Genomic DNA, 18,521 nt, shown 5'->3' with positions numbered 1-18,521 from the left:
CCGGTGGGCGGGGGTCTCGCATCATTCGACCCGCCACCCGAAGGAGTGAACATCGGAGGGGAGTTGGCGGGCAAGTTCCGGTGGACTGTGCGGGGGCCTTTTCCGGCTGGCCGGTTGGACGCGGAGGGCAGGCTTTGGCAGTATTCGCCGACACGCCTTCCCGGAGTGCGCCATTCCAGCCCAAAACAGGCGGCTGACCTGCGAGAGCGTGCCGTTTCCCGGGTTGTTGCCAGCCTCTCGTGAAGCCTGTGAAGGGGTCGTGCAGACTGGCTGAATGCGTACTGAGGTGATGTCGGAACCCGGCTCCGCGGACCGCCCCAACGAGGACTTCGCCGGGGTCTGCCTTCCTGCCTCCGGACAGGGGGGTTGCGCGATCGTCCTGGACGGTGTCACGCCGCCGCGGGACGGCACCGGGTGTCTGCATTCGGTCCCCTGGTTCACGGCGCGACTGGGCGGGGCGCTGACCGAACTGACCGTTTCGCGAAGAGATCTGACGTTGCGGGAGATCCTCGGCGAGGCGATCCGCCGTACGGCCGCCGGGCACGAGGCCACCTGTGACCTTTCTCACCCGCGTACGCCCCAGGCGACGGCCGTCGTGACCCGGTGGTCCGAGGACGCCGTCGAGTACCTCGTCCTGTCCGACTCCGCGCTGCTCCTGCGCTCCCCCGGCGGGGCGCTCACCCCGGTCCTGGACGACCGCCTGGACCGGGTCCCCCGCGCCTTCCTCGCCTCGGCCGCGATCGTCGACGCCAGGGTCCGCAACAAGGAGGGCGGCTTCTTCACGGCCGCCGCCGACCCGGCGGTGGCCGCCCGCGCGGTCACCGGGACCGTGCCGCGCTCCGAGGTGGCCGCCCTGGTCGCGCTCACGGACGGGGCGACCCGCTGGACCGAGACGTTCCGCGAGGGCGACTGGACGGCCCTGTTCGACCTCGTGCGCAAGGAGGGCGCGCGGGCCCTGGTGGAGCGGGTGCGCGAGCTGGAGGCGGCCGACCGGGAGGAACGGGTGTTCCTGGGGCGGAGCAAGACGCACGACGACGCGACGGTGGTCTACGTCGAGCTGTGAGGTCCGCCCGGCGGGGAGTGCCGGCTACTTCTCCATGACGCCGTTCAACTCGTGCAGCAGACGGGCCAGTTCGGCGACCTCGGAGCGCTGCCAGTGGGCGAGCTGGCGGACGTAGCGGCCGCGGCGTGCCTCGCGGACGCGGCCGACCCGGCGCCGGCCCTCCTCGGTGAGGGCGACCAGCCAGGCCCGTCCGTCGGCCGGATCGGGTTCCCTGGCGATCAGGCCGAGCTCCTCCAGGGCGCGCAGCTGACGGGACATGGTGGCCTTGCCGACGCCGATGTAGGCGGCGAGTTCGGTGGCGCGCCGGCCGCCGGTCTCGTCGAGCCGGACCAGCAGCCCGTAGGCGGCGGACTCCAGGTCGGGGTGGACCTCCCGGGCCATCTCGCCCTGGCTGGCGCGGGCGCGCCGCAGCAGCACCGTCAACTCGCGCTCCAGGGCCAGGAACTCCTGGTCCGCGCCGGCCGGCGGCGTCGGCGCCGGCCCGGTGGCAGGGCGGCGCCCCTCGCCCTTGTCGTCCTCGTGCACGTCAGCACCCCTGATCGGTCTCGCATCACTGAAAGCATCACGGAAAGTCCGGGTCACACCCTGTCGTCGCCCCGCTCACCAAGTATTTCGCAGGCGTATACCAGCGGCAGCCTCCGGACCCCCTCTTCCGCCGCCCCGCCGGAACCGGCGGGGGCGCGCGGACGCCGGTGGTCGACCCGTGTGACCTCGGCTCGTGGTCCCTCGTGTCGCACCGGTCGTACCGGTCGGCTCTGGCATACCTGGGATCCCCCTCACCCCACGGAGGCACGGCATGCCCCAGCTCAGACCCGCCCCCGCCCTGCTCACCACGCTCGCCGCCCTGCTGTGCGCGGCGCTCTCCCCCGCCCCCGTCCACGCCGACCCGGCCGTGCCCGCCCGCGGCTCGGCCTACATGGGCACGGGCGTGCTGGCCCACGACGGCCAGAACGGCACGCCCCGAACCGGCCTGGCCACCCAGACCGAGGGTGTCGACGTCGCCAGCTACCAGGGCGACGTCGCCTGGTCGACGCTGCTGGGCAGCGGGGTCCGATGGGCGTACAGCAAGGCGACGGAAGGCACGTACTACACGAACCCGTCCTTCGCCCAGCAGTACAACGGCTCCTACGACGTCGGCATGATCCGCGGCGCCTACCACTTCGCGACCCCGGACACCACGGGCGGCGCCGCCCAGGCCGACTACTTCGTCGACCACGGCGGCGGCTGGTCGAAGGACGGCCGGACCCTGCCCGGCGTCCTCGACATCGAGTGGAACCCGTACGGCGACGCCTGCTACGGCAAGTCCGCGAGCGGGATGGTCGGCTGGATCACCGACTTCCTGAACCGGTACAAGGCGCGCACGGGCCGCAACGCCGTCATCTACACGGCGACGAGCTGGTGGTCCGACTGCACCGGCAACTACGCCGGGTTCGCCGCCGCCAACCCGCTCTGGGTCGCCCGGTACGCCTCCGAGGTGGGCACGCTGCCGGCGGGCTGGTCGTCGTACACGATGTGGCAGTACACGTCGACCGGTCCGACGGTCGGGGACCACGACAAGTTCAACGGGACCCTGGACAGCGTGGTCGCGCTCGCCAACGGCTGACCCTCCCGGAGCGGGCGAGGGCCCGGGCCCCGTTCGGGGACCCGGGCCCTGCCGTGCCCGGCAGCGTCCGTCACGCCGCTGCCGGTACCTCCGGCGTCGCCCCGCTGGTGGCGGGCGCGAGCGCCAGTTCCAGGACCTGCCGGACGTCGGTCACGGCGTGGACGTCGAGCTTGTCCAGCACCTCGGCCGGGACGTCGTCCAGGTCGGCCTCGTTGCGCTTCGGGATGATGACGGTCGTCACCCCGGCGCGGTGCGCGGCGAGCAGCTTCTGCTTCACGCCGCCGATGGGCAGCACCCGGCCGGTCAGCGAGACCTCACCGGTCATCGCCACGTCCGTGCGGACCAGCCGCCCGGAGAGCAGCGACGCCAGCGCCGTGGTCATCGTGACGCCCGCGCTCGGGCCGTCCTTGGGGACGGCGCCCGCCGGGAAGTGGATGTGCACCCCCCGGTCCTTCAGGTCGCCGACCGGCAGCTCCAGTTCGGCGCCGTGCGAGCGCAGGAAGGACAGGGCGATCTGCGCGCTCTCCTTCATCACGTCGCCCAGCTGGCCGGTGAGGGTCAGGCCCGCCGCGCCGGTCTCCGGGTCGGCCAGCGAGGCCTCCACGAAGAGGACGTCGCCGCCCGCTCCGGTGACCGCGAGACCGGTGGCCACACCGGGGACCGCGGTCCGCCGCTCGGCCGGGTCCTGGGCGGACTCGGGCACGTGGTGCGGCCGGCCGATCAGGGCGCGCAGGTCCGCGTCCGTGATCGTGAACGGCAGCTCCCGGTCGCCCAGTTCGTGCTGGGCCGCGACCTTGCGCAGCAGCCGGGCGATCGACCGCTCCAGGGTGCGCACGCCCGCCTCCCGCGTGTACTCGCCGGCGAGCTTGCGCAGCGCGCTCTCGGCCAGGGTCACCTCGTCCGCGTCGAGCCCCGCCCGCTCCAGCTGGCGCGGCAGCAGGTGGTCACGGGCGATGACGACCTTCTCGTCCTCGGTGTAGCCGTCCAGGCGGACCAGCTCCATACGGTCGAGCAGGGCCTCCGGGATGGCCTCCAGGACGTTGGCGGTGGCCAGGAAGACCACGTCGGACAGGTCGAGTTCGACCTCCAGGTAGTGGTCGCGGAAGGTGTGGTTCTGCGCCGGGTCGAGGACCTCCAGCAGCGCCGCCGCCGGGTCGCCCCGGAAGTCGGAGCCGACCTTGTCGATCTCGTCGAGCAGGACGACCGGGTTCATCGAACCGGCCTCCTTGATCGCCCGCACGATCCGGCCGGGCAGGGCGCCGACGTACGTCCGCCGGTGACCGCGGATCTCGGCCTCGTCCCGCACACCGCCGAGGGCGACGCGGACGAACTTGCGGCCCATGGCGTGCGCGACCGATTCACCGAGCGAGGTCTTGCCGACGCCGGGCGGGCCCACGAGCGCCAGCACGGCACCGCCGCGGCGGCCGCCGATGACCCCGAGCCCCCGGTCGGTGCGGCGCTTGCGCACCGCCAGGTACTCGGTGATCCGCTCCTTCACGTCCTCCAGACCGGCGTGCTCGGCGTCCAGGACCGCCTTGGCGCCCTGGATGTCGTACGCGTCCTCGGTCCGTTCGTTCCACGGCAGTTCGAGGACGGTGTCCAGCCAGGTGCGGATCCACGACCCCTCGGGGGACTGGTCGCTGGACCGCTCCAGCTTGTCGACCTCCTTGAGGGCGGCCTCGCGGACCTTCTCCGGGAGGTCGGCGGCCTCCACGCGGGCGCGGTAGTCGTCGGACTCCTCGCCCTCCTTGGCGGAGTCGCCGTTCAGCTCGCGCAGCTCCTTGCGGACGGCCTCCAGCTGACGGCGCAGCAGGAACTCGCGCTGCTGCTTGTCGACGCCCTCCTGGACGTCCTTGGCGATGGTCTCGGCCACCTCCTGCTCGGCCAGGTGGTCGCGCAGCTGCTGGGTGGCGAGCTTGAGCCGGGCGACGGCGTCGACCGTCTCCAGCAGTTCGATCTTCTGCTCGGTGGTCAGGAAGGGCGAGTAACCGGAGTTGTCGGCGAGCGCGGAGACGTCGTCGATGGCCTGCACCCGGTCCACGACCTGCCAGGCGCCGCGCTTGCGCAGCCAGGCGGTGGCGAGGGCCTTGTACTCCTTGACCAGTTCGGTGACGTGACCGGGCACCGGGTCCGGGACGTTCTCGTCGACGCGGGTGCCCTCCACCCACAGGGCGGCACCCGGGCCGGTGGTGCCGGCGCCGATGCGGACCCGGTGGCGGCCGCGGATCAGCGCGCCCGGGTCACCGTCGGCGAGCCGGCCGACCTGCTCCACGGTGCCGAGCACGCCGGTGCCCGGGTAGGAGCCGTCGATCCGCGGCACCAGCAGCACCCTGGGCTTGCCGGGTTCGGTACGGGCGGCGGCCTGCGCCGCTTCCACGGCGGCACGGACATCGGGGTCCTTGAGGTCCAGCGGGACCACCATCCCGGGCAGCACGACTTCGCCGTCGAGCGGCAGCACAGGGAGGGTGAGTGATGCGGACGTCGAAGCCATGATCTCCCCTTCGGCAGTGAACTTGAGCTATGGAGACTCAATGCTCGGGCACCGAGAAATGTTCCCGTGCATATGTTCGCTCTGGGCGATCACGTGATGACCTGGCCGGAGCCGGTCGCGCGGCCGGAAAAACAGTTGATCGGCACGGGCGCATTCCCCGTACGGTCGGCCGGTGACGGACACCGACAGCACGGCGGACCTGCTCGCCGCCTACGACCTCCAGATGCGCGCCGTCCGGCCCACCCCGGCGCCGGGCGTCACGTACGCACACGACGGCCCGGTGCTCCGGGTGGTGGGCCGGCCCCGGGGCTTCGTGACCGGCCCCCGCGACTGGGGCGGACTGCCCGGCCCGGAGCTGGACGCGCTGATCGCCCGGCAGCGGGACTTCTTCGCGGCGCGCGGGGAGTCGGTGGAGTGGAAGGTGTACGGCTACGACACCCCGGCCGACCTCACGGACCGGCTGCGGGCGGCGGGCTTCGTGCCCGAGCCCACGGAGACGGTGGTGATCGCGCCGGCCGGGGAACCGGCCGTGGCGTCCTCCGTGCCGCCCGCCGGGGTGACGCTCCGCCCGGTCACCGACGACGCGGACCTGGACCGGGTCGCCGCCCTGGAGACGCGGGTGTGGGACCAGGACCTGGCCTGGGTCGCCGACCATCTGAGGGGCCTGCTGGCGGCGGACCCCGACGGCACGGAGATCTACGTCGCCGAGGCGGCCGGGGAGATCGTCTCGGCGGCCTGGGTCACCTTCCGGCCGGACACCGATTTCGCCATGCTGCAGGGCGGCTCGACGCTGGCCCACTGGCGCGGCAAGGGCGTCTACCGCGCCCTGGTGTCCCTGCGGGCGGCCCGGGCGACGGCCAGGGGGGCGGCCCACGTCCTGGTGGAGGCGTCGCCGGACAGCGCCCCGATCCTGGCCCGCCTGGGCTTCAGAGCCGTGACGACCACGACCCCCTACGTCTGGACTCCGGCCCGCTGAAGCGCCCGCGGCTCAGACCGGTACGGCACCGGTGCTCGTTCCCTCCCGCTGCCAGCGCCGTACCGTCGGCCACAGTGCCGTGCCGACGGCCAGCGCCAGCAGGTGGCCCCAGTTGGTCATCGGGTCCTCGAAGTCGATCAGGTCGGACAGCAGGGTGGCGGCGACCAGGGCGAGCAGCGGCCAGCGCAGCCAGGGAACGAGCAGACCGCAGAGCGCGCCGAGGCTCGCGGCGACGCCGAAGCTGATGCCGTAGTCGAGGCGGTGCAGCGAGGTCTCGGGGAGGTGGCCCACCAGCACCGCGAGGCCGACCGGCACCTCGGTGCCGAGGGTGGCCAGCACGTGGCCGGTGAGGAAGACGAGGATCGCGCGGGCGCCCCCGATCCGCCGTTCCAGCGCGGTCAGCGCGAGCACGAAGGCGAGGGCGTACGGCGACAGCAGCCCGCCCGCGATCCACAGCGCGCTCGCCAGCAGGACGAAGACCGGGGTGCGCAGCAGATGCGCCACGTCGGTGCTGGAGTCCTGGTAGATCGCGTGCATCGGACCGGAGCCGACGTGACTCGCGAACAGCGAGGTGAGGGCGAGGATCGCCGTGTAGCCGAAGGTGACGGGCGTGCCGGTGGGGGTGGGCAGCAGGCGCACCGGGACGGCGGCGGGCCGCGACGCCGGCGGCAGCACCTCCGCGGCCGGTCCGCGCTGCCGTGGCACACCGTCCAGCAGAACGGCGACCTCGGGGCCCGGCAGCGGTTCGGGCGAGGCGGCCGGAAGGGGCTCGTGCGGGGGCGTCGACGCGGCCCACGCGGTCCGTTCCACGGTGAGGGGCTCCTTCCGTTTCACCCCACCCTTCGCCGTCCCGCGAGCCGCTGTCTATGACCGAGGCCACGCGGCGAACGATTCTCAGGATTTTCTGAAGAACCATGAGGGGCCAGGAGGAACCCTACGAGCCGCATCCGGCCTCCGGCGGGCGCGAAGCGCCGTGCCGCCCCTCGAACGAGTGACCCCCGTGCGACCGACCGGCACCCGTAATTCGCATGGCCGCAAAGCCCTGTTGGGGCAGGATGTCAGTCATGAGCAGCGCAGTCTCCGCGTACGACGGCCGTCCTGTGGTCCTGGACCGGCGCGACGGTCCCTACGGCGAGGTGGTGCTGCGCCGGCACGGCGAGCTGCTGCAGATCATCGCCAACGGCTGCTTCCTGATGGACACCTCCGACGGCCGCTCGGAGCGGCTGCTGGTGGACGCCGCCCGGGCGGCCCTGGACGGGCGGGCGGCGCCGGCGGTGCTGATCGGCGGACTCGGCGTCGGGTTCTCGCTGGCGCACGCCGCGCGGGACCCGTCCTGGGGGCGGATCACCGTGGTGGAGCGGGAGCCCGCGGTCGTCGACTGGCACCGCGACGGACCGCTGTCCGCGCTCTCCGCGCACGCCTTCGCCGATCCGCGCACGGTGATCGTCGAGGACGATCTGGTGGCGTACGTCAATGAGACATGCGACACGTTCGACGCGCTGTGCCTGGACATCGACAACGGACCCGGCTGGACCGTCGACATGGCCAACGAGAGCCTTTACTCACCGGCCGGACTGGCAAGCTGCGCAAGGGTGTTGAGACCGGGCGGGGTACTCGCCGTCTGGTCGGCGCAGCCGTCGGCGGAATTCGAAGAAACCTTGCGGAATGCCGGGTTCACGCAGGTGCGTACCGAAGAGATCCCGGTTGCCCGGGGCGTTCCGGACGTCGTCCACCTTGCCGTCCGCCCTGGATAGCGAGTGCGCCGCCTGTCCCCGTAATGTGCATCCCTGACGCGGATCATTCAAGCGTCAATCGCAGTCATGGGATCACCCCACTGGTTCCGGAAAGCACACAGGGGCGGGCGATGGAGCAGACACACACCTCCCACAACGGCACGGCGACGGCGACCCAGGGCGCCCAGCGCCGTGTTCTGGTCGTCGAGGACGACCAGACGATCGTCGACGCCATCGCGGCCCGCCTGCGCGCCGAGGGATTCCTCGTGCAAACCGCGGGCGACGGCCCGGCCGCCGTCGACACCGCCGAGGCCTGGCAGCCAGACCTGCTGATCCTCGACATCATGCTGCCCGGCTTCGACGGTCTGGAGGTCTGCCGCCGGGTGCAGGCCGCCCGGCCGGTGCCGGTGCTGATGCTCACCGCGCGGGACGACGAGACCGACATGCTGGTCGGCCTCGGGGTCGGCGCCGACGACTACATGACCAAGCCGTTCTCCATGCGGGAACTGGCGGCGCGCGTGCACGTGCTGCTGCGGCGGGTGGAGCGGGCGGCCATCGCCGCCTCCACGCCCCGCTCCGGCATCCTGCGCCTCGGCGAACTGGAGATCGACCACGCGCAGCGCCGGGTGCGGGTGCGCAGCGAGGACGTGCACCTCACGCCGACCGAGTTCGACCTGCTGGTGTGCCTGGCCAACACCCCGCGCGCGGTGCTCTCCCGTGAGCAGCTGCTCGCCGAGGTGTGGGACTGGGCGGACGCCTCGGGCACCCGTACGGTCGACAGCCACATCAAGGCGCTGCGCCGGAAGATCGGCGCCGAGCGGATCCGCACCGTGCACGGTGTGGGGTACGCGCTGGAGACCCCGACGCCATGAGCGGCGGGCCGGCCGGGCCAAGAGGCCACGGGGGATCAGGAGGTCCCTCGGGCCCCGGGGGACAGCCCTGGGGCGGGGTACGCCCGTTCTCGATCAAGACCAAGCTGGGCGCGCTGGTCGTCGTCTCGGTGCTGATCACCACGGGTCTGTCGATGATCGCGGTGTCCACCAAGACGGAGCTCCGCTTCATCACGGTCTTCTCGATGATCGCCACGCTGCTGATAACGCAGTTCGTGGCGCACTCGCTCACCGCGCCGCTGGACGACATGAACACGGTGGCCCGGTCGATCTCGCAGGGCGACTACACGCGCCGGGTGCGCGAGAACCGGCGGGACGAGCTGGGCGACCTGGCCGAGACGATCAACGTCATGGCCGACGAGCTGGAGGCCCAGGACCGCCAGCGCAAGGAACTGGTCGCGAACGTCTCGCACGAGCTGCGCACGCCCATCGCGGGCCTGCGGGCCGTCCTGGAGAACGTCGTGGACGGGATCGCCGAGCCGGACACCGAGACCATGCGCACGGCCCTCAAGCAGACCGAGCGCCTCGGCCGCCTCGTGGAGACCCTGCTGGACCTCTCCCGCCTCGACAACGGCGTCGTACCGCTGCGGCAGCGCCGCTTCGAGGTGTGGCCGTACCTGTCGGGGGTGCTCAAGGAGGCCAACATGGTCGCCGGGGCGCGCGGGCTGGCCTCGAACTCCGGCAGTCACACCCGTACCGACGTGCACCTGCACCTGGACGTGTCGCCGCCGGAGCTGACCGCGCACGCCGATCCGGAGCGCATCCACCAGGTCGTGGCGAATCTCATCGACAACGCGGTCAAGCACAGCCCGCCGCACGGCCGGGTGACGGTGCGGGCGCGGCGCGGGCCGCAGCCGGAGTCGCTGGAGCTGGAAGTGCTCGACGAGGGCCCCGGCATTCCGCGCTCGGAGTGGCACCGCGTCTTCGAGCGCTTCAACCGGGGCGCCGTCCGGCGGCCGCACGGCCCGGGCAGCGACGGCGGTACGGGGCTGGGGCTCGCGATCGCCCGGTGGGCGGTGGATCTGCACGGCGGCGGCATCCGGGTGGCCGAATCCGAGCGTGGTTGCAGGATCATCGTCACTCTTCCGGGGCTTTGATCCGTCCCAAGTTGACGTAAAGTGCGCACCGGAGTCCCAAGATCCACCTGCGGTCCGCGCGACCGTCGGGAACGCGGTGGCCCCGGCCCGGCGGAGCCATGCCCGGTTGAGCCCGGTCGCAGTGGAACCACGCTTGTTTCCCGCCATTTCAAGCCCTGAAACAAGTTTTCCGGTGTGACTTACGCGACGATGACCTTGCTCAGCCTGACCTTCCCGGCCAGGGAGGCGTAGCCTTTATTCCCGCTGTCCATAACCTTGTGAAGCGGAAGAGGGCGGTTGCCGCCGTGTCGCCACAGTCCCCCAGTAACTCGAGCATCTCGACCGACGCAGACCAAGCGGGCAAGAACCCCGCGGCCGCGTTCGGACCGAACGAGTGGCTCGTCGACGAGATCTATCAGCAGTACCTCCAGGACCCGAATTCGGTAGACCGAGCCTGGTGGGACTTCTTCGCCGACTACAAGCCAGGAGCGCCCGCCGCCCCGGCTCCGGCGGGTACCGCGGCCGCGGGGGCCGCGGGCACCACGACACCGGCGCCGGCCCAGCCGGCGGCTCCGGCCGCCCCGGCGCCCACGCAGCCCGCTCCCGCCGCCCAGGCGCCCGCGCCCGCGGCTCCTGCCGCGCCGGCCGCCCCCGCGGCGCCCAAGGCCGCCGCACCCGCCGCGGCCCCGGCTCCCGCGAAGCCCGCCGCCCCGGCCGCCGCCAAGCCGGCCGCCGCGAAGGCCGCGCCCGCCGCCGCCGCGCCCGAGGGTCCCGAACTGGTCACCCTGCGTGGCCCCGCCGCGGCCGTCGCGAAGAACATGAACGCCTCGCTGGAACTGCCGACGGCCACCTCGGTCCGCGCGGTCCCGGTGAAGCTGCTCTTCGACAACCGGATCGTCATCAACAACCACCTGAAGCGCGCCCGGGGCGGGAAGATCTCCTTCACGCACCTGATCGGCTTCGCGATGGTGCAGGCCATCAAGGCCATGCCGTCGATGAACTGGTCGTTCGGCGAGAAGGACGGCAAGCCGACCCTGGTCAAGCCGGCCCACGTCAACCTGGGCCTCGCCATCGACCTGGTGAAGCCCAACGGCGACCGCCAGCTGGTCGTCGCGGCCATCAAGAAGGCCGAGACGCTGAACTTCTTCGAGTTCTGGCAGGCCTACGAGGACATCGTCCGTCGCGCCCGCGACAACAAGCTGACGATGGACGACTTCACCGGCGTCACGGTCTCCCTGACCAACCCCGGCGGCCTCGGCACCGTCCACTCGGTCCCGCGCCTGATGCCCGGTCAGTCGGTCATCATGGGCGTCGGCTCCATGGACTACCCCGCGGAGTTCCAGGGCACCAGCCAGGACACCCTGAACAAGCTCGGCGTCTCGAAGGTCATGACGCTCACGTCGACCTACGACCACCGGGTCATCCAGGGCGCCGCCTCCGGCGAGTTCCTGCGTCAGGTCGCGAACCTCCTCCTCGGCGAGAACGGCTTCTACGACGACATCTTCGAGGCCCTGCGCATCCCCTACGAGCCGGTCCGCTGGCTGCGGGACATCGACGCCTCGCACGACGACGACGTCACCAAGGCCGCCCGCGTCTTCGAGCTGATCCACTCCTACCGGGTCCGCGGCCACGTCATGGCCGACACCGACCCGCTGGAGTACAAGCAGCGCAAGCACCCCGACCTGGACATCACCGAGCACGGCCTCACCCTGTGGGACCTGGAGCGCGACTTCGCGGTCGGCGGCTTCGCCGGCAAGTCGATGATGAAGCTGCGCGACATCCTCGGTGTGCTGCGCGACTCGTACTGCCGCACCACCGGCATCGAGTTCATGCACATCCAGGACCCGAAGCAGCGCAAGTGGATCCAGGACCGCGTGGAGCGCCCGCACTCCAAGATGGAGCGCGAGGAGCAGCTGCGGATCCTGCGCCGCCTGAACGCGGCCGAGGCGTTCGAGACCTTCCTGCAGACGAAGTACGTCGGCCAGAAGCGCTTCTCCCTGGAGGGCGGCGAGTCGGTCATCCCGCTGCTCGACGCGGTCCTGGACTCGGCCGCCGAGTCCCGCCTCGACGAGGTCGTCATCGGCATGGCCCACCGCGGCCGCCTGAACGTCCTCGCCAACATCGTCGGCAAGTCGTACGCGCAGATCTTCCGCGAGTTCGAGGGCAACCTCGACCCGAAGTCGATGCACGGCTCCGGCGACGTGAAGTACCACCTGGGCGCCCAGGGCACCTTCACCGGCCTGGACGGCGAGCAGATCACGGTCTCGCTGGCCGCGAACCCCTCCCACCTGGAGACGGTCGACCCGGTCATCGAGGGCATCGCCCGCGCCAAGCAGGACATCATCAACAAGGGCGGCACGGACTTCACGGTCCTGCCGGTCGCGCTGCACGGCGACGCGGCCTTCGCGGGCCAGGGCGTGGTGGCCGAGACCCTGAACATGTCGCAGCTGCGCGGCTACCGCACCGGCGGCACGGTCCACATTGTCATCAACAACCAGGTCGGCTTCACCGCGGCCCCGGAGTCCTCGCGCTCCTCCATGTACGCCACCGACGTGGCCCGCATGATCGAGGCCCCGATCTTCCACGTGAACGGCGACGACCCGGAGGCCGTGGTCCGCGTCGCGCGGCTCGCCTTCGAGTTCCGCCAGGCGTTCAACAAGGACGTGGTGATCGACCTCATCTGCTACCGCCGCCGCGGTCACAACGAGTCGGACAACCCGGCCTTCACCCAGCCGCTGATGTACGACCTGATCGACAAGAAGCGCTCGGTGCGCAAGCTCTACACCGAGTCCCTGATCGGTCGCGGCGACATCACCCTGGAAGAGGCCGAGCAGGCCCTCCAGGACTACCAGGGCCAGCTGGAGAAGGTCTTCACGGAGGTCCGCGAGGCCACCTCGCAGCCGACCGCCGTCGACGTCCGCGAGCCGCAGGACGGCTTCCCGGTCGCCGTGCCGACGGCGATCTCCGCGGAGGTCGTGAAGCGGATCGCCGAGTCCCAGGTCAACATCCCGGACCACTTCACCGTCCACCCGCGTCTGCTGCCCCAGCTGCAGCGCCGGGCGGCGATGATCGAGGACGGCACCATCGACTGGGGCATGGGCGAGACCCTGGCCATCGGCTCGCTGCTGATGGAGGGCACCCCGGTGCGCCTGTCCGGCCAGGACTCGCAGCGCGGTACCTTCGGCCAGCGCCACGCGGTCCTGATCGACCGTGAGACGGGTCTCGACTACACCCCGCTGCTCTACCTCTCCGAGGACCAGGCGCGCTACAACGTCTACAACTCGCTGCTCTCCGAGTACGCGGTGATGGGCTTCGAGTACGGCTACTCGCTGGCCCGTCCGGACGCGCTGGTGATGTGGGAGGCGCAGTTCGGCGACTTCACCAACGGCGCGCAGTCGGTCATCGACGAGTACATCTCGGCCGCCGAGCAGAAGTGGGGCCAGACGTCCGGCGTCACCCTGCTGCTCCCGCACGGCTACGAGGGCCAGGGCCCGGACCACTCCTCGGCCCGTATCGAGCGCTTCCTGCAGCTCTGCGCCCAGAACAACATGACGGTCGCGATGCCGACCCTCCCGTCGAACTACTTCCACCTCCTGCGGTGGCAGGTGCACAACCCGCACCACAAGCCGCTGGTCGTCTTCACCCCGAAGTCGATGCTGCGCCTCAAGGCGGCGGCCTCGAAGGCGGAGGAGTTCACGAGCGGGCAGTTCCGCCCGGTCATCGGCGACGCCTCGGCGGACGCGAACGCGGTCCGCAAGGTCGTCTTCTGCACCGGCAAGGTCTACTACGACCTGGAGGCCGAGCGGGAGAAGCGCGGTGTCACGGACACGGCGATCATCCGGCTTGAGCGCCTGTACCCGCTGCCGGGTGCCGAGCTCCAGGCCGAGGTCAACAAGTACCCGAACGCCGAGAAGTACCTGTGGGTCCAGGAGGAGCCGGCGAACCAGGGTGCCTGGCCGTTCATCGCCCTCAACCTGATCGACCACCTGGACCTGGCGGTCGGCGCGGACGTCCCGGCCGGCGAGCGCCTGCGCCGCATCTCCCGCCCGCACAGCTCCTCCCCGGCCGTCGGTTCCGCGAAGCGGCACCAGGCGGAGCAGGAGCAGCTGGTCCGCGAGGTGTTCGAGGCGTGAGCCCCCGGCAGGCGTAGGCCCCCGGCAACGCACCAGAAGGGCCCGGTCCCCGTCACGGGGGCCGGGCCCTTCGGCGTCGCAGACCTGGGCCTTCGGCGGGCGTCAGCTCGCCTGGGGTTCGAAGTCCCAGTACGGGCGGTTGCGGGCGCGGGCGGAGATGGTGTGGACGTGCTGCCTGCCCAGGGTGGCCTCCAGGTCGGACAGCGCCTCCTGCTCGACCTTCTCGGCCTGCTGCCGGGAGCGCAGACCGCGCAGGTCGGCCGCGTGGGCGACGCGGGCGGAGAGCGTGAGGGGGTGGGTGCGGCCGAGGGTCTCGGTGGCCCGGGCGACGGTGGTCCTGCTCAGCTCCGCGGCGGACTCCGTCTCGCCGATGAGGTTGCGCAGCGCGGAGGCGTTGACGGCACAGCCGAGCGTGTACGGGTGGTACTCGCCGACGGCCGCGGTCATGCCGGCCAGCGCCTGCTCGATCAGGACGTGGGCGGCCTCGCGTTCACCGACGTTGCGCAGGACCAGCGCCTGGTTCGCTCGGGCGCCGACGGTGAACGGGTGCCCTTCCGCGAGGAGTTGCTCGTAGCGGGCCAGGATGGACTCACTGGTCTCGCGGGCCAGGTCGATGTCGCCGTGCTCACGGTTGAAACAGCTGTGGCTGACGGCGGCGGACAGCGTGCGCAGGTGGTTCTCGCCGAGTTTGCGCTCGTACCCGTCCAGCACCTGGGTGAGGAGCGCCCCGGCCGAGGCGCGCTCTCCGGTCCGCAACTGGCAGAGCGCCAGGTTGAGCTGGGCCCGCAGCGCGTCCGGACTGCCCAGGCCGCCGACGTGGCTGTACTCGCGGACGGTCCGCAGGTTGTTGGACTCGGCCTCCGCGTAGCGGCCCAGCAGCCTGAGGTCGATGGAGTAGGACACCTCGGAGAACAGGGTCATGAGGTGGCGGCCCGTCAGCACCAGGCGGCGGGTCTCCAGGGTCTGCCGGTCGGCCTCCATGGCCTCCTCGTAGCGGCCCATGAGCCGCAGCGTGTACCCCTTGTTGTTCAGGGCGTTGAGGGTCCGGGAGTCCTGCTCGCCGAGGAGTTCCCGGTAGGCCGGGTACAGCCAGTCGTCCAGTTCGAGGGCCTCCTCGTAACGGGCCAGTTCGCGGAGGTCGGCCCCCAGCCCGTTGGCCGCCCGGAGGTACTCCAGGGACCGCTCGCCGCCCCGGCGCAGGTGCTCCATGGCTTCCCGGTCGATCGCCTCGGTGTCCTCGAAGCGGCCCGCCGACCGCAGCAGGTTGGCGTAGTGGTGTGTGGCCTCCCACACCCGCGTGTCCGACTCGCCGAGCAGCTCGCGCCAGGCGTTCACGGTCCGCCTGCCGAGTTTCCAGCCCGAGGTGTACTCCCCCGCCCACCACATGTACCGCAGGCAGTTGAGAACCAGGTTCTGCACCTTGCGGTCCGTGCTGTTGAGGACGTCGGCGTACTTCAGGTGGGGGACGAGTTCCGCGTACGCCTCCCAGTTGCGGGTGTCGGTCGGACGGCCGGGGTCGGCCTCGGCCAGCGCGCGGCGCACCACGTCGATGAACTCCCGCCGGCTCGCCTCCGGCATGTCCTTGCCGACGATCTGGTGGACCATCCGGTGGAGGTACACCGCTTCACCGGGAGAGGGGATCTCCTCCGAGCCGGCCTCGTGGGACTCCAGCCGGACCACGGAGTACTGCCGCAGCTGGTTGATCGCCTTGTTCCACAGCAGCGGGTCGTCGAACAGCCGGGTGAGCTGCTCCGGGAGGTCTTCGGTGGACATCTCCCGCAACAGGCGCACCGGGATGAAGCCCGGCGCGAAGAAGGTGCACAGGCGCAGCAGGTCGACCGACTCGGGAACGGTCTCGCGGAGCTTGTTCAGCAGTATCGCCCACGCGGTCTGGAAGGCCAGCGGGAAGTCCGCCGACACCTTGACGACGTCGGGGTCGACGCCGTCCTCCAGCAGGGCGATGTAGTCCTCGACGGAGAGGTCCGAGTCGTTGAGCCAGCCCGCCGTCTGGTCCAGCAGCAGGGGCAGGTCCTCCAGGGCCTCGGCGAGCTGGTCGGCCTCCTGCTCGGTCAGCCTCGGCGCGCGGCGCCTGACGAAGGCGACCGACTCGTCACGGTCGTAGACGTTCACCTCCAGCAGCTTGCTGTTGTGCTCGCCCCACTCCGGGTTGCGGGAGGTGATGATCACGTGGCCGGGGCCGGTCGGGACCAGGTCCCAGATCTGCTCGGGCTCGTCGGCGCCGTCCAGGATCAGCAGCCAGCGGGAGTACGGGCTGCCCCGGCGCAGCGCGTCGCGGACCGCGCGCAGGCGTTCGCCGTACTCGTCGCCCGTGGCGAGGCCGAGTTTGGTGGAGAGTTCCGCGAGGACGCGGCGGTAGGTGACCCGGCTCTCCGCGTTGACCCACCACACCACGTCGTACTCGGAGCCGAAGCGGTAGACGTACTCCGCGGCCAGCTGGGTCTTGCCCACCCCCGGCATGCCGTGCAGCGTGATCACGCCCGCGCCCGGTTCGCTGCCCTGGAGGAGGTGGTACGCCTCGTTCAGCACCGGTTCCCGGCCCGTGAAACGCGTGTTGCGGCGCGGCACCCCGCCCCAGACCTCCGGCATCGAGGCCGGGAAGCGCGGGCCGCGGCTGCCCTCCGCCGACGGACGGGCCTCGGTGGGCAGGTCGAGCCGGTCCAGCAGGCGGCGCTCCGCCTCGTCGGCGCCCATGTTGGTGAGGTCGACCGGCGCCAGTACGGCGATGGCGGCGGGCACCTGGGTACTGGTGACGGACACCGCGGCGAACTTGCCGGGGTCCGGCGCGACCACCTCGCGCAGCGCCGCGTTCCACTCCTCGAAGGTCCGCGGGCCGAGCTGGAAGTACCGCTCACTGACCAGGATCAGGACGCGGCCCTCGGCGAGCGAGAGCCCGCGCAGCAGGTCCACCAGGGTCTCCTCGGCCGGGGAGTCCCAGCGCACGTAGACGACCCGGACCCCGCGCCGCTCCAGCCTGTCCCCGATCCACGCCGCCCAGGCCCGGTTGAACCCGGCGAAGCTGATCGTGACGGTCTGCCTCGCGGCCCCCCTCCCGGTCGGCCTGACCGGCGTACGAGTTTCAGACATGCGACGGCCTCCACGCGTAGACATAAAATCCTAGAACCTCGGTGCGGCTCTGGGGAGTCGGGCGACCTCGGAACCGAATACCTCAGCCTGTCGATCTTTGCGCAGCGGAGCCTGAGAAGTCGTCATTTCAGCGCGATTCCCCACGGGGCTGACGCTGTGTCCACAGCGCGCGTACCGCCTTCACGTACGCCTGCGCACGCGCCGTGTGCCCCGAGGGCGCCAAATGCGCGGCGAGCCGTTCGTGGGTGGCGGCCATCTCGTCCACGAACCGCCGGCCCGCCGGCGTCAGGTCGGGCGAGGCGACCAGCGCCGGCAGGGCCGCCCCCACCTGGGCGTGGTAGCGCGCGTACTCCGCCCACGCGGACTCGCTGTGCGCCGGTTCCCCGCCGAGCGCCCGGCGCTGGAAGAAGTCCGCGAGGGCGAGGTGCGAGTAGGCGCCCTGGAAGAGCCCGTCGTACGGCCGCGGGTCCGGGCGCCAGGGGGCGAAGTACCGGGCTTCCGGTCCCGCCCGGTGCAGCTCCACCAGCTCGCTGAGCGCCGCCAGTTTGGTGTGCTGGAACTCGTGGACGAGGGTCGCCGCGAAGGCGGCCGGGGTGGCGGGGAGGCTGCTGAGCAGCGCCCCGAACGCCTCCCGCCGGGTTCCGCTGCAACTGCCCCGGCCCGCCGAGCCCGGTGGCATCTCCAGGGGGACCAGGCACCGCAGCAGGGCCAGCGCCTCGGTCAGGCGTCCCTCGCCGCCCGTGCGCAGGGCGGCGGCCGTGCCGGTCCAGCTCTGCAGCCACCGCTTGCGTTCGGCGTCGTCCGGGGCGGCCGGGCCGCTGAGGGCGTACTGGTCGGGTTCGCGGGGCGGGACGCGGTAGGGGTCGAGGTCGTCCAGGGGGACGGGGGCGGCCCCGGGGACCAGGCCGGGGAGCGCGTACGCCGAGGTCCAGGCGAGGGAGCCGGACCAGGCGCCGCTGCCGTGCTCCAGGAAGACGGGGGTCCGGTCGAGCGTCAGCCGGCCCTGGCCGTACGCCACCCGGACCCGGGGGCCGGCCGTGCGCAGGGCACCCAGCGAGGGCAGCACCAGCAGCCCGTCGCGGGCCGTCAGGTCCGTGGTGAAGCCGATCCCGGCACGGGCCGCGGCGACCGCCGCCACGGCACTGAAGTAGTCTAGGTCGCGCGCGAGTTCACGCCGCCGCTCGTCGACGGGGACCCCGCTGCGCGGATCGAGCGCGGCCAGACACCGCCGGGCCCAGGGCCCGAGCAACGGATGACAGAGCCTGACCCGAGCCACCGAGCCGTGAACCCCGGCCGCCCCGGAAGCCCCCTCCCCTCCCCACAAGCCCGACGCGGCGCCCCCCGCCGGGACACGGGGTGCAACAGCCCTCGCCGACGAACCGGAAGCAGCAGCCCCGGCCGACGAAACACCCCCTAGACCGGCCCCGGCGGCCCCGTTCCGGGCGGACGAA

Annotated in this window: 12 protein-coding genes; 7 read left to right on the top strand and 5 right to left on the bottom strand. The window is 71.7% G+C overall.

Translation table 11 applies throughout. The features are described 5' to 3' along the window. Nucleotides 1-274: 274 nt before the first annotated feature. A complete protein-coding gene (locus AB0G52_RS07990; RefSeq protein WP_361334737.1) occupies nucleotides 275-1,063 on the top strand; it encodes a hypothetical protein in 789 nt (262 codons plus the stop codon). A 24-nt stretch (nucleotides 1,064-1,087) separates the two neighbouring features. Here AB0G52_RS07990 and AB0G52_RS07985 read toward each other — a convergent pair whose 3' ends face one another. Next, entirely contained in the window at nucleotides 1,088-1,504 is a 417-nt protein-coding gene (locus AB0G52_RS07985) for a MarR family transcriptional regulator (protein WP_361335126.1), read from the bottom strand. A 355-nt stretch (nucleotides 1,505-1,859) separates the two neighbouring features. Here AB0G52_RS07985 and AB0G52_RS07980 point away from each other — a divergent pair, with 355 nt between their 5' ends. Beyond that, on the top strand, nucleotides 1,860-2,666 hold the full coding sequence (locus AB0G52_RS07980) for a lysozyme (protein ID WP_361334734.1): 807 nt from the start codon (nucleotides 1,860-1,862) through the stop codon (nucleotides 2,664-2,666). 70 nt (nucleotides 2,667-2,736) lie between these two features. Here AB0G52_RS07980 and lon read toward each other — a convergent pair whose 3' ends face one another. Continuing rightward, nucleotides 2,737-5,157 carry an endopeptidase La gene (gene lon / locus AB0G52_RS07975; RefSeq protein ID WP_361334731.1) on the bottom strand — a complete coding sequence of 807 codons (2,421 nt, stop codon included), beginning with the start codon at nucleotides 5,155-5,157 and terminating at the stop codon, nucleotides 2,737-2,739. A gap of 172 nt (nucleotides 5,158-5,329) precedes the next feature. Here lon and AB0G52_RS07970 point away from each other — a divergent pair, with 172 nt between their 5' ends. Next, nucleotides 5,330-6,133, top strand: coding sequence for a GNAT family N-acetyltransferase (locus AB0G52_RS07970; RefSeq protein ID WP_361334729.1), 804 nt, complete (start codon nucleotides 5,330-5,332; stop codon nucleotides 6,131-6,133). Between the two features lie 12 nt (nucleotides 6,134-6,145). Here the strand turns inward: AB0G52_RS07970 and AB0G52_RS07965 are convergent, their stop codons facing one another. After that, a complete protein-coding gene (locus AB0G52_RS07965; RefSeq protein ID WP_361334726.1) occupies nucleotides 6,146-6,943 on the bottom strand; it encodes a rhomboid-like protein in 798 nt (265 codons plus the stop codon). Between the two features lie 254 nt (nucleotides 6,944-7,197). Here AB0G52_RS07965 and AB0G52_RS07960 point away from each other — a divergent pair, with 254 nt between their 5' ends. From AB0G52_RS07960 to AB0G52_RS07945, 4 genes are all read left to right on the top strand, one after another. Then, nucleotides 7,198-7,887 (top strand): spermidine synthase, encoded by a 690-nt coding sequence (locus AB0G52_RS07960; protein WP_132888825.1) that lies wholly within the window; start codon nucleotides 7,198-7,200, stop codon nucleotides 7,885-7,887. A gap of 110 nt (nucleotides 7,888-7,997) precedes the next feature. Further along, nucleotides 7,998-8,738 carry a response regulator transcription factor gene (locus tag AB0G52_RS07955; protein WP_132888824.1) on the top strand — a complete coding sequence of 247 codons (741 nt, stop codon included), beginning with the start codon at nucleotides 7,998-8,000 and terminating at the stop codon, nucleotides 8,736-8,738. Continuing rightward, nucleotides 8,735-9,853, top strand: coding sequence for a HAMP domain-containing sensor histidine kinase (locus AB0G52_RS07950; RefSeq protein ID WP_207921716.1), 1,119 nt, complete (start codon nucleotides 8,735-8,737; stop codon nucleotides 9,851-9,853). Before AB0G52_RS07955 ends, AB0G52_RS07950 begins: the two co-directional genes overlap by 4 nt. A 284-nt stretch (nucleotides 9,854-10,137) precedes the next feature. After that, complete coding sequence (locus AB0G52_RS07945) at nucleotides 10,138-13,965, top strand: multifunctional oxoglutarate decarboxylase/oxoglutarate dehydrogenase thiamine pyrophosphate-binding subunit/dihydrolipoyllysine-residue succinyltransferase subunit (RefSeq protein WP_132888823.1); 3,828 nt, start codon at nucleotides 10,138-10,140, stop codon at nucleotides 13,963-13,965. A 102-nt stretch (nucleotides 13,966-14,067) separates the two neighbouring features. Here the strand turns inward: AB0G52_RS07945 and fxsT are convergent, their stop codons facing one another. Further along, on the bottom strand, nucleotides 14,068-17,070 hold the full coding sequence (fxsT, locus tag AB0G52_RS07940; protein WP_361334721.1) for an FxSxx-COOH system tetratricopeptide repeat protein: 3,003 nt from the start codon (nucleotides 17,068-17,070) through the stop codon (nucleotides 14,068-14,070). A gap of 127 nt (nucleotides 17,071-17,197) precedes the next feature. Beyond that, nucleotides 17,198-18,319, bottom strand: coding sequence for an HEXXH motif-containing putative peptide modification protein (locus AB0G52_RS07935; protein WP_361334719.1), 1,122 nt, complete (start codon nucleotides 18,317-18,319; stop codon nucleotides 17,198-17,200). Nucleotides 18,320-18,521 lie beyond the last annotated feature (202 nt).

Source organism: Streptomyces sp. NPDC021562, from assembly GCF_040640875.1.
Taxonomy (GTDB): Bacteria; Actinomycetota; Actinomycetes; order Streptomycetales; family Streptomycetaceae; genus Streptomyces.
The sequence above is the reverse complement of the archived record's forward strand: the minus strand, read 5'-3'. Positions and strand labels throughout refer to the sequence as shown.

Bases quoted from the DNA above. Each gene is read 5' to 3' on its own strand.
- AB0G52_RS07990 (WP_361334737.1), top strand. From the start codon at position 275: ATGCGTACTGAGGTGATGTCGGAACCCGGCTCCGCGGACCGCCCCAAC.
- AB0G52_RS07980 (WP_361334734.1), top strand. From the start codon at position 1,860: ATGCCCCAGCTCAGACCCGCCCCCGCCCTGCTCACCACGCTCGCCGCC.
- lon (WP_361334731.1), bottom strand. From the start codon at position 5,157: ATGGCTTCGACGTCCGCATCACTCACCCTCCCTGTGCTGCCGCTCGAC.
- AB0G52_RS07960 (WP_132888825.1), top strand. From the start codon at position 7,198: ATGAGCAGCGCAGTCTCCGCGTACGACGGCCGTCCTGTGGTCCTGGAC.
- AB0G52_RS07955 (WP_132888824.1), top strand. From the start codon at position 7,998: ATGGAGCAGACACACACCTCCCACAACGGCACGGCGACGGCGACCCAG.
- AB0G52_RS07950 (WP_207921716.1), top strand. From the start codon at position 8,735: ATGAGCGGCGGGCCGGCCGGGCCAAGAGGCCACGGGGGATCAGGAGGT.
- fxsT (WP_361334721.1), bottom strand. From the start codon at position 17,070: ATGTCTGAAACTCGTACGCCGGTCAGGCCGACCGGGAGGGGGGCCGCG.